The 14786-nt window shown below is 38.1% G+C and carries 14 protein-coding genes; 2 read left to right on the top strand and 12 right to left on the bottom strand.

Annotated features, from left to right (window positions below; translation table 11 throughout):
- Window positions 1–36: 36 nt before the first annotated feature.
- Both aspS and WKU26_RS03085 read left to right on the top strand, forming a co-directional pair.
- A complete protein-coding gene (aspS, locus tag WKU26_RS03080; protein WP_340320863.1) occupies window positions 37–1794 on the top strand; it encodes an aspartate--tRNA ligase in 1758 nt (585 codons plus the stop codon).
- A 103-nt stretch (window positions 1795–1897) separates the two neighbouring features.
- Window positions 1898–2287: a GtrA family protein gene (locus WKU26_RS03085; RefSeq protein ID WP_340320864.1), complete on the top strand. Its 390-nt coding sequence runs from the start codon at window positions 1898–1900 to the stop codon at window positions 2285–2287.
- Here WKU26_RS03085 and WKU26_RS03090 read toward each other — a convergent pair.
- The 12 genes from WKU26_RS03090 to WKU26_RS03145 form a co-directional block, all read right to left on the bottom strand.
- Complete coding sequence (locus WKU26_RS03090) at window positions 2274–2789, bottom strand: UpxY family transcription antiterminator (RefSeq protein WP_340320865.1); 516 nt, start codon at window positions 2787–2789, stop codon at window positions 2274–2276. The two genes, WKU26_RS03085 and WKU26_RS03090, sit on opposite strands and share 14 nt — an antisense overlap.
- 16 nt (window positions 2790–2805) lie before the next feature.
- Window positions 2806–3249 (bottom strand): lipocalin-like domain-containing protein, encoded by a 444-nt coding sequence (locus tag WKU26_RS03095; RefSeq protein ID WP_340320866.1) that lies wholly within the window; start codon window positions 3247–3249, stop codon window positions 2806–2808.
- Between the two features lie 20 nt (window positions 3250–3269).
- Window positions 3270–4748 (bottom strand): capsule assembly Wzi family protein, encoded by a 1479-nt coding sequence (locus tag WKU26_RS03100; RefSeq protein ID WP_340320867.1) that lies wholly within the window; start codon window positions 4746–4748, stop codon window positions 3270–3272.
- A gap of 350 nt (window positions 4749–5098) precedes the next feature.
- Window positions 5099–6526, bottom strand: coding sequence for a carbon starvation CstA family protein (locus WKU26_RS03105; RefSeq protein WP_340320868.1), 1428 nt, complete (start codon window positions 6524–6526; stop codon window positions 5099–5101).
- A 266-nt stretch (window positions 6527–6792) separates the two neighbouring features.
- On the bottom strand, window positions 6793–7443 hold the full coding sequence (locus WKU26_RS03110) for a hypothetical protein (RefSeq protein WP_340320869.1): 651 nt from the start codon (window positions 7441–7443) through the stop codon (window positions 6793–6795).
- Window positions 7427–8722 carry a hypothetical protein gene (locus tag WKU26_RS03115; protein WP_340320870.1) on the bottom strand — a complete coding sequence of 432 codons (1296 nt, stop codon included), beginning with the start codon at window positions 8720–8722 and terminating at the stop codon, window positions 7427–7429. The genes WKU26_RS03110 and WKU26_RS03115 overlap by 17 nt, the downstream gene beginning before the upstream one ends.
- A 464-nt stretch (window positions 8723–9186) precedes the next feature.
- Entirely contained in the window at window positions 9187–9639 is a 453-nt protein-coding gene (locus tag WKU26_RS03120) for a type II toxin-antitoxin system VapC family toxin (protein WP_340320871.1), read from the bottom strand.
- A complete protein-coding gene (locus WKU26_RS03125) occupies window positions 9636–9893 on the bottom strand; it encodes a hypothetical protein (RefSeq protein WP_340320872.1) in 258 nt (85 codons plus the stop codon). Before WKU26_RS03125 ends, WKU26_RS03120 begins: the two co-directional genes overlap by 4 nt.
- 108 nt (window positions 9894–10001) lie before the next feature.
- The gene (locus WKU26_RS03130; protein WP_340320873.1) at window positions 10002–11105 is read right to left on the bottom strand and encodes a glycosyltransferase family 4 protein; all 1104 of its coding nucleotides are present in this window, start codon (window positions 11103–11105) and stop codon (window positions 10002–10004) included.
- A 43-nt stretch (window positions 11106–11148) separates the two neighbouring features.
- Window positions 11149–12387, bottom strand: coding sequence for a glycosyltransferase (locus tag WKU26_RS03135; protein WP_340320874.1), 1239 nt, complete (start codon window positions 12385–12387; stop codon window positions 11149–11151).
- A 53-nt stretch (window positions 12388–12440) separates the two neighbouring features.
- Complete coding sequence (locus WKU26_RS03140; protein ID WP_340320875.1) at window positions 12441–13484, bottom strand: glycosyltransferase; 1044 nt, start codon at window positions 13482–13484, stop codon at window positions 12441–12443.
- 7 nt (window positions 13485–13491) lie between these two features.
- Window positions 13492–14640 (bottom strand): EpsG family protein, encoded by a 1149-nt coding sequence (locus WKU26_RS03145; RefSeq protein ID WP_340320876.1) that lies wholly within the window; start codon window positions 14638–14640, stop codon window positions 13492–13494.
- Between the last annotated feature and the right edge of the window lie 146 nt (window positions 14641–14786).

Raw genomic sequence — 14786 nt, forward strand, 5'->3', positions numbered from 1 at the left:
AACTTTGTGCCACTTAAAGATAAAAACAGTAAACTTATGTTCAGAAGTCATACTTGCGGTGAGTTGAGACTCGCCGATGCAGGCAAAAGCGTCACACTGGCCGGATGGGTACAGCGTGTACGTAAGATGGGCGGAATGACCTTTGTCGACCTCCGCGACCGTTATGGTATCACTCAGTTGGTATTTAATACAGAAATAAATGCTGAACTTTGCGAGCGTGCCAATCACTTGGGACGTGAATACGTCATTCAGGCAACCGGTACAGTAAACGAACGTTCCAGCAAAAACAATAACATTCCTACCGGTGAAATCGAAATCATCGTAGCAGAACTCATAGTGCTCAATGCAGCACAGACACCTCCGTTTACTATCGAAGACAATACAGACGGTGGTGATGATCTCCGTATGAAGTACCGCTACCTTGACTTGCGTCGTAATGCTGTACGTAAGAATCTTGAACTCCGTCACCGCATGACTATGGAGGTACGCCGTTATCTCGACAGCAAAGGCTTCCTCGAAGTAGAAACTCCGATGCTTATCGGTTCTACCCCCGAAGGTGCACGCGACTTTGTAGTACCTTCACGCATGAATCCGGGACAGTTCTATGCACTTCCACAGTCTCCGCAGACATTGAAACAGTTGCTTATGGTATCCGGTTTCGACCGTTACTTCCAGATTGTGAAATGCTTCCGCGACGAAGACCTTCGTGCAGACCGTCAGCCGGAATTTACACAGATCGACTGCGAAATGAGCTTCGTAGAACAGGAAGACATCATCCAGACTTTCGAAGGAATGGCTAAACACCTCTTCAAAGAACTGCGTGGTGTAGAACTCACCGAACCTTTCATCCGTATGCCATGGGCCGATGCCATGAAATACTACGGTAGCGATAAACCCGATTTGCGTTTCGGCATGAAATTCGTAGAACTGATGGACATTATGAAAGGTCACGGCTTCTCTGTATTCGACAATGCAGCCTACATCGGCGGTATCTGTGCAGAAGGAGCTGCTACTTACACCCGTAAACAACTCGACCAGCTCACAGAGTTCGTAAAACGTCCTCAGATTGGAGCAAAAGGTATGGTTTACGCTCGTGTAGAAGCAGACGGTAATGTAAAATCAAGCGTAGACAAATTCTATACACAAGAAGTTCTCCAGCAGATGAAAGAGGCCTTTGGTGCAAAACCAGGCGACCTCATCCTTATCTTGAGCGGAGATGATGTTATGAAAACCCGCAAACAACTTTGCGAGCTGCGTCTTGAAATGGGTAACCAGCTTGGCTTGCGCGACAAGAACAAGTTCGCTTGTCTTTGGGTTATCGACTTCCCGATGTTCGAATGGAGCGAAGAAGAAGGCCGCCTGATGGCAATGCACCATCCGTTCACTCACCCTAAAGACGAAGACATTGCGCTTCTCGACACTAATCCGGCAGCCGTACGTGCCGATGCATACGACATGGTCATCAACGGTGTAGAAGTAGGAGGTGGTTCTATCCGTATCCACGACTCACAGTTGCAGGCTAAGATGTTCGAAATCCTCGGTTTCACTCCGGAAAAGGCACAAGAACAGTTCGGCTTCCTGATGAATGCCTTCAAGTTCGGTGCTCCTCCTCACGGTGGTCTGGCTTATGGTCTCGACCGTTGGGTATCTCTGTTTGCTGGCTTGGATTCTATCCGCGACTGCATCGCATTCCCGAAGAACAATTCCGGTCGCGATGTGATGCTCGATGCTCCTGGATACCTCGATCAGAAGCAGCTTGACGAATTGAATTTGGTTATTGATATCAAAGAATAATCCCTGCTAAGCGAAGAGGATGTGTCGGTACCGGAATGACGGAACACTCCAGTCACTCTTGTAATGAGCCGGCTCATCCTCTTCTTTTTTTGTGTATATACAGATGAAAGAATCCGTCCGTATTTTCCGCTTTGCCGTTATTGGTACCTTGAATGCACTGATTACTGCCCTGGTAGTCGGCATTATGATGCATTATGCAAACCAAGACTATATGCTAGCCAATATTGCAGCTTATGTCATTGCGCAGATACACAATTTCATCTGGTCCAAATACTGGATTTTTCCCCTACAGGCAGAAACAAAAAAAAATAACATCTGGCATCAGATGCTATTCTTTTCCGGCGCTTTCCTTATAGCTTATAGCGCACAATTTCTTTTTCTGCTACTGTTGGTAGAGATTTTTCATTGCAATGAATATCTGGCTCAATTCCTCGGTCTGTTTGTTTACGGAGCCGTCAATTTCATGTGCAATAAATACATCACTTTTCGTTGAGTCTCTCAATAAATCCGGCAGGAATATCTACTGCTGCATACCCCAGATTCTCAATCCGTACACTTACCCGGGTCTTTCCGTGTGTTTCAATCAGTTCACCTGTCAGGCCCTTCAGCGGCCCTTTCAGTACTTGTACCTTTTCTCCCGGATGAATCGGTCCGTCTGTAAATGTAACAGCTTCTTCCGAGAAATCCAGCATAAACTTGAAGCGCTCCATCTCATCCTCCCGAATAATGGCAGGCCGATGCGTACATCGGTCTATCAAGGTACCGGTCACACTTGGTAGTTGCTGCATCAGTTTGATGCGGTTTACTTCATCCGTGTGTACAAAAATCATCATCGGGATTACCACCATCTGCAGTTTCTTTTTCCGATCACTCCACTGGCGTACTACCTCCTGTACAGGCAGATAATACTCTACTTCCATCTGTTCCAGCCTTTCTGCTGTTTTCTTTTCATGGTGCATACGCACATACAAGGCATACCAGTTTATTTTTCCCATGAGTCAAGACCTTGATTTAAAATTTACTGAAAGTCAGCGTTGCATAGTCCGAACGCAATACCATATTCTTGCCATCCGATTTTACTATTTCGAAAGTGGTTTCCAGGCTATTCAGCCCATACGGCTGCAAGTCTTCCAGTTTAGTCGGTTCTTTGCTGTCTGTTGTTCCTTTCCGGTAATAAAAATCCTTCATAATCACCGTATTTCCATCCTCACCATAAGCAAATCGTCCGATTGACGGTACGTATCCCTTTGTACCCTGCTTTTCCGCTATATCTACCACCCACAGCTGGATGCTATAATAAATCCGTTCGCAAGGATGCGTTACCCCATCTTCTGTAGTCGTATATTCCTCCAGTTTCCACATACCCTCTATATCGCTGTTTATAGGAGCCTTTTTACATCCCCCCAACAACACGAGTAAGAAAACCAAAAGACCTGTATATATTCTTTTATTCATACACTATTCCGTTTTTTCAGTTATAAGATACCTCCTGTTTTTCTTACCGTCAGCATTCCTCCGGTAGAGTTACCCAGATAATTTCCCCGGTCTACACCTAAAGCAGCCGACACACTCCAACCTTTCGTCCATTGCGGAGTATACGTCACCTCATACAGCGAGCTGAACTGCTTTCTCTGCTTGTCCAATGGCACAAAATACGTACCCCAGTGGCGGGCAAACGATACCAGTACCCGGTAATTCCACTCCGTAGCCGGATTTCCCTCTATACCTAGATGATGCGAGCGCACACGGTTACTTTTAAATGTAATTTTACCATCCTGATTGTAAATAGGACCGGGCAGGAGAGGATTTCCCATTCCATAGCCCCAGTGTTGCCAAGCCTGATAACCTCCGTTGTTATAATAATTATCTCCTGCACTTACCTGATACTCCGGAAAACTGCCTGCAAAGCCATCGTACAAAATCGGTCCGGTCTGATCCTTTGTCGACATCATTTCCCATACCACATTACTCACGAAACGGTTTTTAGGCAAAGTGATATCAATACCCAGCTGTCCGTCCTTCCATCTTCCATACTGCCAGAACATCTGCGAGTGATCATCAAAATAATGTTCCAGATACACCCGGAACTTCCAGTCGTGCAAATAATAATTCAAGGCAAAGTTCCAGCTACCCACATGGTTCCCTTCCACGTTTGCCATTTTATCTTCACTTCGTACCGGTAGAAATGCCTTTATAAAACTGTCCAGTCCGTCCGGCATGTCATGTACCAATGTACTGCTTCCGTCTGCATTCTTTTTCATCTGATCACCGGCAAACTGCGCTGCATCCAGTATACCGAATTCAAATTCCAGCGGCAGTTTCTCCCTGTTTCCGATTCGGAACATCAGCGCCTTACTGTGATACAATACATCCCTTCCGTACGACTGTCCTGCACCGGCAAAACTCTCTTGCCAGCTATTGTCGGTAAACATACCATACGCGATATGACCTTTCAGAGCCAGCCATCCCTTTGTCCCCGGAACCGATACATAGTCGGCAATCTCACCCCGCACCTGAGGCACCGGACGTGCATTATTACCTTCCACCATCATACCACTGCTTAAGCGCTCATTCTTTTCCAATGGCCCGCCTGTACGTTCCTTACTTCCGATACTCAATGTAAGAAAACGCCAGGAAATATCTCCATAAGCCTGTTGTACTACAAAGTTGCTTGTCTGGTTTACAGCTCCAGCCAGGTCCAGTCCAGCCTGAATACGCCAATGATGCGGCAGTTGCCGGTTATATGCGATACCAGCCCGCAGAAATCCGCTGTTCGGTTCTTGGCTCGACAGTCCGTACCGGTTAGCCGTAAACCAGAGCGGTGCATATGTACCCTCCGATACATTTCCACTTGCCTCTATGCGGTAGATTAGGGTAGAGTCCGCTTGTTCCGCCTGTGCAGCACTACACAAACAAAAAGCAGCAATAAATAGATTCGTTTTCTTGAAATTCATAAGTTGCTTTTGGGTTTGAAAAACAATTTGACAAAGATAGTGAAAGGTGAGAGTAGTGCCAAGCCAAAAGCTTGCTTTTGAGCGAAGACAATACCGAACCGTATCCTATCTTCTGAAAAGATAGTGAAAGGCGAGAGCAGAGGCAAACGAAAACACAGTTTTCAAGTTTGAACTATGCCGAGCCGCCTCCTGTCTTCTGAAAAGATAGTGAAAGGCGAGAGCAGAGGCAAACGAAAACATAGTTTTCAAGTTTGAACTATGCCAAGCCGCCTCCTATCTTCTGAAAAGATAGTGAAAGGCGAGAGCAGTACCAAGCCAAAAAGCTTGCTTTCCGAACTTATATATCCGTACTATCTCTGTGCTTTTTGTTTCATATACCACCGGCAGAAGCAAATCACGCCAATCAATAAAGACAAGGAAGATACCCATCCTATATAGCCCTTATTCATTCCTATTCCTTCCGGAGCTACGGTAATATATGTCAGACAAACCATGGTCATAAACAGCGCCGGTACCAGTGTCATCATAAACGATAATCCTTTCCTTTCGCGTACCAGCCATACTGTGATGGTCCACAAAGTAAATACCGCCAAAGTTTGGTTAGCCCATGCAAAATACCTCCAGATCACTTGGAATCCGTCCGCATCACGAAGACTATACAACAAGATAGCCCCTGCTACGCAAAACATCGGGATACAAATATACAAACGCGATTTCAAACTCTTTTGTTCAAGATTCATAAAATCCGCCACAATCAGTCGTGCCGAGCGGAATGCCGTATCCCCACTGGTAATAGGAGCCGCTACCACACCCAATATCGCCAGTACACTACCTATAGATCCCAACCATTCTTTACTGATTTCAAAAACCACTACAGAAGCATCACTTACTCCCATACCATTCTGGTGGAAGAAGTATGTAGCCACAGCCGCCCAGATCAGTGCCACAATACCTTCCGTAATCATTGCACCGTAAAAAATCGGCCGTCCAATACGCTCACTCTTCATACAGCGGGCCATCAGCGGACTTTGTGTCGCATGAAATCCCGAGATAGCTCCGCAGGCAATAGTGATAAACATCATCGGGAAAATAGGAGTCGATTCCGCTTTCGGATGCGTATTGCTTAGCCCCTCCCACAGTTCCGGCAGAGTAGGATGGTTTACATACAGCATCACCAGCAATCCCAAAGCCATAAAAATCAAAGCCAGTGCAAAAATCGGATACACCTTACCGATAATCTTGTCTATCGGCAGAAACGTAGCCAGTATATAATAAATAAAGATTACAACAATCCAGAACGTAATATCCAGATACTCCGGTGTCAGTTTCGCCAGTAAGGTAGCCGGTGACGCCACAAATACCGCACCTACCAGTATCATCAGTACCACAGTAAATACACGCATCACCTGTTTGGTAGATTTTCCCAGATACCTTCCTACGAGCTCCGGCAAGCTTTCCCCATGATTCCGTAAAGACAGCATGCCCGAGAAATAATCATGCACTGCCCCTGCAAAAATAGAGCCCAACACAATCCACAGAAAAGAAGCACTTCCAAACATAGCCCCCATAATTGCTCCAAAAATAGGCCCCACTCCGGCTATATTCAAAAACTGAATCATAAACACTTTCCAGTTTGGGAGTACTATATAATCCACCCCATCCGCATCAGTCACGGCAGGAGTCAAGCGGTTATCAGGTGCAAAAATACGTTCAGCCAGTTTCCCGTAAATAAAATATCCGGCTATCAAAGCCACCAGACAAAGAGTAAATGTAATCATCGTGTTTTCATTTTGAGTTAAAACAAACGGTTAAATTTTTTCTATATTTTATATTCAGCAATTTTAGGATTTCATAGTTGGTTTAACATGAATCGAAATAGAATTTATAAAATTGAGTATTTTATCTTTACCATTGACTGTCAGATATAACTTGAAGTTGAAAATATCCTATGGATATTTTTTATATTTTTTAAGCCTTTCAAATGTTTTATGAATAGAATCCTTTGGTTACAATATACATGTAAGAGAATAGTATTGATAAAACTCTATATGATGATATTTCTGAAATCAATAGTATGATTGTTGGCCATACCTGGGACTGCTACATAATACAGAGTTATTTCAGGAACATTTAGTGGGAAAAAATACTTTTTGCAGTCCTCTTCCGGCATTATATATTTTTTATCTCTCTGGAAGTTATAGCAAAAAGAGCTTACAATATCTCCGGTGGTTTTTCTTCTTATAAAATCCTGTACTTTCTCTACAGTAGGAGAGAAAGAAGCTATTATGCCCCTGACTATCCATTCTGATGGATGATACGATTGAAGTAAGCTGAATAATGAGTGTAGTTTGAGATAAGCCCCTACTACCTGACTTTTAGCTTTAACAATATTACTTTTTGTATAGCTGCTTTTCATCTCTACTATGTAAATATATTTCATTCCACCTTCTTCAATGAGGAAAATTCCATCAGGATCTTTTCTTAATGTTTCATCTGATTTTGCATTCTTATATAATGATGTTATGTCTTTTATAATATATTTAGGAATGAGACATGCGTTTATCCCGTTTATAGTCAGATGCTGCAACGTATCAGATTTTCCGATATTGTCATCCTCGTCAAAGGAACAATCTGTCACATTTGAAGATTGGTATGCAGGGTAAATCTTATTAAATTCGTCAATCAACTGTTTCATTTATTTCTGAAAGTTTGTCATAAAGATATGAACTGTCTGTAAGTTGGTTGTCAAGTACAGACTGGAATGTATCGAAAGGAATACCACAATCTATTTTCTGAGTTAGTATGACAGTCTTATTTTCTGATGTACGTTTAAATAGGAAGGCACCTACCTTTTCTTTATTTATATTTAAAGAATCATCATAATTATGCTTCTTACAGAATTCCTTATATTCATCCTCATTAATTATCTTTTTTAGTGTATTAAGTCGAATCAAATCATTTATTCTTCGAAGAATATAATCGCTATGAGTAGTAATTTGGAATCGGCATCCTTTCTGTAACAGATATGACAGGATATCGGCTGTCTTTATCTGTAATTCTGGATGTAGATTGGTCTCAGGCTCTTCAAACATCACTGAATATTGTTCGACCAGACCTTTTTGCAGCATTATTGCAAATGGAGCCAACTCTTTTATTGATGCAGCACTTGCAGTTATAGGAATTTCTCCGTATGACTGTTCATAATACAAGTCATCATCCTTTATGTTTATTTTCCCTTTTATTAAGGATTCACTTAATTCAGAATAAACTTCGTCACTCGGTTTTTCCGACTTTAGATCTGAAAAATTGGAAATAAATTCATTGTACATCCTCCCCTTGGAATTCAAGAAGTTGCCTCTTCCTACGTCATTTAGACATACCAATCCACCTCTAGAGGGTGGAAGTAGAAAAGTTTTATTTTGCTTTATTCCAAAAACAGACTGTAAATAATTCTTGAATAAGGCTGAGTATGGTAATTCTCCCCATTCTTTTGAACTGTAAGGCAGTCGTAAAGGATAAAAATCATTCATCTGAATATTATCGAAATACGACATCTCACCATTAATTTCAAGAGTATCACGCTTATATACAAATCTGTAGTTTTCAGCAGGACCTATGAAGCTGATTTTTACGTTAGCATCTAGATTATAACTTCCTAATGAATCACCCACATATCTGACAGCTTCCTTATTTAACCACTCTTCGAACTGTTTAATGTTGAATTCGAAAAGGAAGTCATCATTTTCATCACTTAGCTGTTGTTTATGTTTATCGAATGAAGCTTCAATGGATTTAAAGAACATTGAACATTCGAATGTACATAATACCTTGTATATATAGTGTACAAGTAGAGCTGTATAACTCTTACCTGTTCCGGATTCCCCTGTAAACACCATAAATGGTTTCAGTTCCAATTCCGAATTATGCACTGGGCCAAGATGATCTATATAAATTTTTATTATATTATTAGGCATTTTATTTATATGTTAAAGTCAGAACTAAAATTTATATATAAGTTGTGAGACTTTTATTAGCAAAAATACAAAAAAAACAGAGGAAACAAATATTATTTTATAAGTAAAAAAATGTTATTATACTATCAGTATTCTTTCTGATAGATATCGGAAGTATTATTTTATTGCAATTTCATTTCATCAATGCATTTACCAAATTCTTTTTGATAACGCTGGTAAATATATGAAGCAATGTCAGTTACTTTTTCCATAATTCCTTTTTAACCTTTAGTTTATTACAAATATAACAAATTTAAACCGTTCAGGCTCTAATCTGTATTTTTTTTATGAATTTAGCCATTTTGGTTGAATTCCGACGTAAAGAAAAACCGCCACAGCATCTCGTATCGAGGCTGTGGCGATTCTTTAAAATCTATGAGCAAGTTTATCTTTCCTTATATATGCTATCGTAATACTTTTGCTTATTAATTGTTTTTACAGAATTGGTCTATAAACTCCGATGGGGTAAGAACTATTAGATTATTGGATTCTTTTATTTGCTTAAAATCACGATCATTTAGAGTCAGCAACACATCGCATTTAGCTGATAAAGCTGCTTGATATTGATAGCTGTCTTCTATGTCGGAAAAACAAGAGTCTTTTATAGCTTTTAGCCAATCCAAATTTTCTATGATAGAATAATCAAGAACTATTCGGGTTAAAATTCCTCTTAATTTACTTTCACGCTCTTTTGTATCTATATCACTGTTTTTCAAAGCCCTTTCAATTAAGTATGTCAAAGTGTAAATTGAGCCGCATGACAAATATTTAGTAGATCGCGTTTGGGTAGCCCAATGAAATATTTCTTTTATAGCAATGGCTTCTTTTCTGTTGAAAAGAAACTCCATGATAATATTTGTGTCGCAAAAGATTTTCATACTCCATATTTTACATTTAAATATTCTTTGCGCATTTCCTCGTAAGATTTTCCGTCATCTTTCAATATACCGCATAACTCGTCAAGGGTATAAGATTTTACATTATCTTTGACAATATTGATACGTTCTTCTTCCACTTCTTCATTGAGCAGCCGTAGAATTTTGTCTTTCACATCAAACTTCTGGAGACGAATCATGTCCATGATTTCGTTTACCATTTTGTCATCGTTCTCAACTAATAATGTTGTTCTCATAAACTCTCAGTTTAGCATTTTTACAAAGAAAGGAAAAGATTTGCATTTCTGCAATTTATTTGTTGTTTAAATCGTCCTGTTAACTGTAGCTACTCAACCTATCTTATTTTAAGATTTTTTCGATATAGAATTTTGGAGGTTTAAATATATGTTAGCAGTTTGTTCTGTTATTATATCCCAATTATATAGGCTCATATCATATTCTACCTTTTGATAAGGTGAATCCATATTTTTTTGTAATCTTTGGGTTAATTCTTCAATATTTCCTACTTCAAAGTAGTTTTCATATTTTAAGCCGACTTCTAAGTTTGCAGGGATATTACTAACAATAACAGGAGCTTTATAACTCATAGCTTCCAGCAAAGCAATGGGTAGACCTTCATGTGAAGAAGGAAGCACATAACAATGTGTATTACTTAATAAAGAATGAAGTTTTTTCCCTTTGATAAATCCAGTCAGAATCACTCCATTCTCTTTAGCCATTGCTTTCAAACTTCGTGAATATTCGTCTTCAAAATCAGTATCTCCTGCAAGGACTAATTTATATCCTTCCTGCTTTGTCTTAGTGAAAGCTTCTATTAGATGATGTAGATTTTTCTCAGGAACGAATCTGCACATACCCAATATATATTTACCCTTTTCGATACCTAATTCTTTAAAATATTCAGGATAATCACAGATTTCTGGTTCGGGAACACCATTGTAAATTAGGTGACAATCTTTTCGATTGTATTTTCTTACTAATAAATCATTAATAACTTCAGAGATAACAATAACCTCATTCGCATATTTGGTGCCCATTCGTTCTCCTAATTTTAGAATGGTTTTGGCAGCTTTCCCCCATTTGTCACGGTCATAATCCGGACCATGATGAGTAAATACTACTTTCATTCCCAGAAGTCTAGCCATAGGTGTAAGTAGGGCAGGACCAATAGCATGGATGTGTACGATATCTGCTCCAATTGATTTGGCCTTCCATATAGCTCTGAATGTATGAATGATAGCTTCGAATGATTTTTTTTTCGGGGTTTCTATATCTATTAGTTTAACACCTTTGTATTCAGATATAGAGTCTTTTACATAACTTTTTCTTCGTATAAGAGTAACGTCAAATCCCTTTTTGACGATACGTGGAAAAAGTTCTTCGCAGTGTGTTTCTACCCCTCCCATGATATTAGGAATACCACGAGTCCCGGTAACAACGATTTTCATAAGATATAATTTAGTGTAAAAAAGTTAGAATAACAGAATCTAATTAGTGAAATTGGCTGATAATTTTCTGATAGAATGGAATAAGTCTATTGTAATAGCTGTCTTTGCTCATATCTTCAATAGCATATTTGATGCTATTTTCACTCATTACTTTGTATTCTTGGGCAGATAAAGAAGAAGCATGTTGTATTATTTCAGTCAGTGAAGTAGTATTGCCCATTTCGAATGTAAATCCGGTTTGGTTTGATATTATGATTTCGGGAATTCCTCCAATATTTGCTCCAATGGCGGGAACCCCTTCTGCATAAGCTTCAATGATTGCCATAGGATTATTTTCATAGCATTCGGATGGTACAATTACAAAGTATGCTTTCTTTTTCAGTTCTTGTAGTTCTTCTCCACTTTTGTAACCTACAAAATGTATATTGTCTAGTTTGTTTTGTTCTTTGTATTGAATTAGCTCCTTTTCTAAAGGTCCTGTCCCTGCTACAACTAGTTTGCTGTCAGGACATTCTTTGAATGCCTTTACGAGTGTTGTAATTCCTTTTTCATTAGATAGTCTTCCTAAGAATAAGAAATATTTGTTTTTATCAGGCATTTTCCCCTCTTGTTTTATGTGTAAGGAAAAATTATGCATCACAAGATTGGGAACACCTTTTAAAGCTGGCATATATTCTTCGTGCTTTTTTCGTGAAAAATCACTTACATATAATATACCGTTGATGTATTTACTTGGATTAAAGAAGGTGTTTCGGAAATATTGTTCTGCTGCCATGAAAAAACTGAGAACATAGCTGCCTTTGGCACATTTGTTGAAAAAACATTGATAAAAGTTTTTTCCATTGCATTTTTCACATATTTCATCTTTACCGTTTTTAAATAAATATCCTGGACATACTATTCTGTAGTCGTGCATTGTAAAGATGATAGGGATTTTGTACTTTTTCAATACAGGAAATATGGAGGGCGATATCTGTCCCCACATTAAATGAATGTGTGCAATATCAGGTTTTTCGTCAAGTATGAGCTGTTCTAATTTTTGAGCGGCATCTGGATAGTAGAAATAATTACGCAGGTTTATTATTTGTCTAAAAACTCCTTTTCTGGTTTCTTTTGATTCGGGAAAATATTTTTCTTGTGGTGAAGGGAGGTTGTTGTTCCATTTTAGAGTGAAGTAGACAACTTCATGACCATTTTGTTTTAACATTTCTCCTGTGTTAAAGCAAACGGTTTCTGCCCCTCCTTTGTTGAAGTGGTATACATCGATAAGTAAGATTTTCATGTAAAGTAGTTATTGAGTTATAATGGAATTGAATCTTGTTGGGACAAAGAATTTTATTCGAATTTTCCTTTTCCCAGTAGTTTATAGTATATTGTGTAGATAATGGTTGTGATAAAAAATGCTTTGTATTTGATTAGATATAGTCCAAGTTTTTCTAATCGGGGAATTTTTTTATTTTGCAGAGAGGAAAATACATTTTTCCACTCTTTGTATTCATAAACTTTTTGACAATATTTATACTTATCCTGAAAACTCATATCAGACAGGATAATTCCTTTTAAAATCACTCCTCTCGTATAATTGATAAGGAAGAGTTGAATAGAAGTGTCAATATTAGTCAGACCGTATTTTTTACTTGTTTGTAATAGTGATTCGTAAAGCCTGAAGTTATTGTCTATTTTATTGGTGTTGAACGAATGGGTTAAAGATGTACCGTTATAACAATAGTGATAAAAGGTGTTGGGTAAGCAAATTATCTTTTTACATAGCGGAATCAGTTGAGTATGGAACAGAATGTCTTCCGAAAGGAATAAACGTTCCGATTGAAATCGTATTTTATGACTTTCTATTAACTCACGTTTGTATATACCGTTCCATACCGACATCCAAATCTTGTCTTTGTAAGGTTTGTTGTCAAAAATCATAGAACTTAGAAATTTAGCAATATTTTCATTCTCGAATGTTTCATTTAATTGGAAACACTCACTTTCGCTTCCATTTGATTTTTGTAAAATGAATCCAGCGTAGGCAATATCTGCATTTTCTACATTGGCTTTATGGTATAAAGTATGATATGCTTCCGTTGAGGTGTAATCATCAGAATCGACAAAAGCGACATATTCTCCCTTTGCTATATCAAGCCCTGCGTTTCGTGCAGAACTTAATCCTCCGTTTTGTTTATGAATTACTTTGATGCGTGAATCTTTTTGGGCATATTCATCGCACATTTGCGGGCAATGATCGGGAGAGCCATCATCAACTAAAATTATTTCAATATCTTTTAGTGATTGGTTGAGTAGTGATTGTATGCATCGCTCTAAGTAGGGTTCTACATTGTATATTGGAACCACTACACTTACTTTAGGTTGTTGATTCATATTAGATTTACTGATTAATGTTCCATACAAAATGATAGTCGGGACTTTGTAACAAAAAACGTCCCCAATATAATGCTAGATATAAGAATATTAAGGAAATAGAAAATATTATCTTTTTCTTAGTAGTAGCAGTTATAAGTTTTTCTTTTAATAAAGGCAAAAGGATATATAAAGCATATCCCAATGGGATGGGATAAAACATTGTCATGGGAGTGGCAATACGTCGTAATAGTTCGAAGTTGAAAAACATGCGGAGTAGGATGTAGCCTACCACTACGATATTGTACATATATGCTACTTGCTTGTTATATCTTATTTTTAAGGCAAGATGACCTAAATAGAAAATAGATATAACAAAAAGGGAATCAAGTAATAAAGCTATCGGGCTTTGTGTGTAAATTTCCTGAGCAGCATCTGCTGAAAACCATCTATCCGAATTGTCTATATATCCTTGAAATTTGGGGTTGATATATGAAAACATTTGCACAGTATCAGTGATAAATCCCATATTTGCTGGATTGTATATAAATGTTATTGTAAGGTAGAATAAAATTGTATAGATTGGTTTGATAGTTACAGTAAAAAATTTTTGAAATAAAATAAAAATAGCGATTAATAATATTGTGGAAGAATGTATCATACAAGCGCAAATTGCGCTTAATCCAAATTTTATATACTTTTTTTGGTCTAAAAAAGGTATAGAAAACATAACTATACCAATTGAAATACTTTGTCGGATAATACCGGTTCCAAATCCTATATATGCAAATATCAAGAACCAGTACATATATTTGGATTCTTGTCCGTAATTCTTTAATAAGTTAAAAGCTCCTACAAAATAAATAAGCGAATAAATTATGTAGGCTCCTACATAATTAAAACCTAGCCAATTTATTAGATGGTTTAATCCGAAAAATACCGGTTGCGAACTTTGTTCTTCTATTACCACGATATTATCTAAATGTTCAAATTGATATTTGTACCAAAGATAATCTGCTCCCCAATAACGGCATCCTATAATGATAGATATTAATAGGATAGGGAATATTGCTGAAAACCAAAACTTGTTTCCTGTTTTATGACAATTGTATTTTCCCCATAATGGGATAAATAAGAATAAAAATAGAAATAGTATAATGTGGTCTATGTTAGACATGTTTTTAATAAAACTTTTATTTGTAAATAATCGTCTAATTTTAATAAATGATAGAGAAATCCGCTAGTTAGCGTCCAATTTTGACGTGTCGTATAGGGAAAGCCACCAAATGGTGTTTTCCTCTTAAATAAATCAAAAATTGGAGC

This window comes from Phocaeicola sp. HCN-40430 (genome assembly GCF_037890285.1).
GTDB classification, from domain to species: domain Bacteria; phylum Bacteroidota; class Bacteroidia; order Bacteroidales; family Bacteroidaceae; genus Phocaeicola; species Phocaeicola acetigenes.

Excerpts from the sequence above, each read along its gene's own strand:
- WKU26_RS03125 (WP_340320872.1), bottom strand. The coding sequence starts at position 9,893 with ATGAGAACAACATTATTAGTTGAGAACGATGACAAAATGGTAAACGAA.
- WKU26_RS03135 (WP_340320874.1), bottom strand. The coding sequence starts at position 12,387 with ATGAAAATCTTACTTATCGATGTATACCACTTCAACAAAGGAGGGGCA.
- WKU26_RS03085 (WP_340320864.1), top strand. The coding sequence starts at position 1,898 with ATGAAAGAATCCGTCCGTATTTTCCGCTTTGCCGTTATTGGTACCTTG.
- WKU26_RS03120 (WP_340320871.1), bottom strand. The coding sequence starts at position 9,639 with ATGAAAATCTTTTGCGACACAAATATTATCATGGAGTTTCTTTTCAAC.
- WKU26_RS03110 (WP_340320869.1), bottom strand. The coding sequence starts at position 7,443 with ATGAAACAGTTGATTGACGAATTTAATAAGATTTACCCTGCATACCAA.
- aspS (WP_340320863.1), top strand. The coding sequence starts at position 37 with ATGTTCAGAAGTCATACTTGCGGTGAGTTGAGACTCGCCGATGCAGGC.
- WKU26_RS03090 (WP_340320865.1), bottom strand. The coding sequence starts at position 2,789 with ATGGGAAAAATAAACTGGTATGCCTTGTATGTGCGTATGCACCATGAA.
- WKU26_RS03105 (WP_340320868.1), bottom strand. The coding sequence starts at position 6,526 with ATGATTACATTTACTCTTTGTCTGGTGGCTTTGATAGCCGGATATTTT.
- WKU26_RS03145 (WP_340320876.1), bottom strand. The coding sequence starts at position 14,640 with ATGTCTAACATAGACCACATTATACTATTTCTATTTTTATTCTTATTT.
- WKU26_RS03130 (WP_340320873.1), bottom strand. The coding sequence starts at position 11,105 with ATGAAAATCGTTGTTACCGGGACTCGTGGTATTCCTAATATCATGGGA.
- WKU26_RS03140 (WP_340320875.1), bottom strand. The coding sequence starts at position 13,484 with ATGAATCAACAACCTAAAGTAAGTGTAGTGGTTCCAATATACAATGTA.
- WKU26_RS03095 (WP_340320866.1), bottom strand. The coding sequence starts at position 3,249 with ATGAATAAAAGAATATATACAGGTCTTTTGGTTTTCTTACTCGTGTTG.
- WKU26_RS03115 (WP_340320870.1), bottom strand. The coding sequence starts at position 8,722 with ATGCCTAATAATATAATAAAAATTTATATAGATCATCTTGGCCCAGTG.
- WKU26_RS03100 (WP_340320867.1), bottom strand. The coding sequence starts at position 4,748 with ATGAATTTCAAGAAAACGAATCTATTTATTGCTGCTTTTTGTTTGTGT.